Annotated in this window: 1 protein-coding gene; it reads right to left on the bottom strand. The window is 71.7% G+C overall.

Features of this window, described 5'->3' with window-relative positions:
- Positions 1–442, bottom strand: a 442-nt coding sequence (locus tag IF83_RS0129565; protein WP_030549509.1) for a DUF222 domain-containing protein, incomplete at both ends; no start/stop codon positions are given.

Genomic DNA, 442 nt, shown 5'->3' with positions numbered 1-442 from the left:
CGTCGCGGGCGATGACGTGGCGTTCGGTCTCGGCGGTGGGACGGTAGGTGGTGGGGTCGGTCTTGATGAGCACCCCGGTCTTGGGACGACCAGGTCGTAGAGGGCGTCGACGCGCTTCTGGTTCAGGGTGCGGTCGTCGTCGGTGAAGGTGGCGGCGTGGGCGTCGATCGCGGCGTCCAACTCGGCCGCCTGCGGAGTGGGGAGGAACGCCGTCCAGGTCGCCATGCCGTCCTCGACCGCCCGGTGCCAGATGCTGCGGTCCTCCCGCCGCTTGCGGTGCCGCCGCTCCGCCCCCAGTGGGTCAGCCTTCAACACCGCCCGGTTCAGGGCGCGCCGGGTCTGTCCCACCGACTGGGTGGGCATCTTCCCCACCACCATCGCCTCCACGGCGGCTGCGGCTTCGGGGTCCAGGGTGTGGGTGGTCTCGGTGAGGGCCTTGGCC

The sequence above is a fragment of the Streptomyces albus subsp. albus genome, assembly GCF_000719865.1.
Classification (GTDB): Bacteria; Actinomycetota; Actinomycetes; order Streptomycetales; family Streptomycetaceae; genus Streptomyces; species Streptomyces albus_E.
This window is presented reverse-complemented; position numbering and strand designations above follow the sequence as displayed.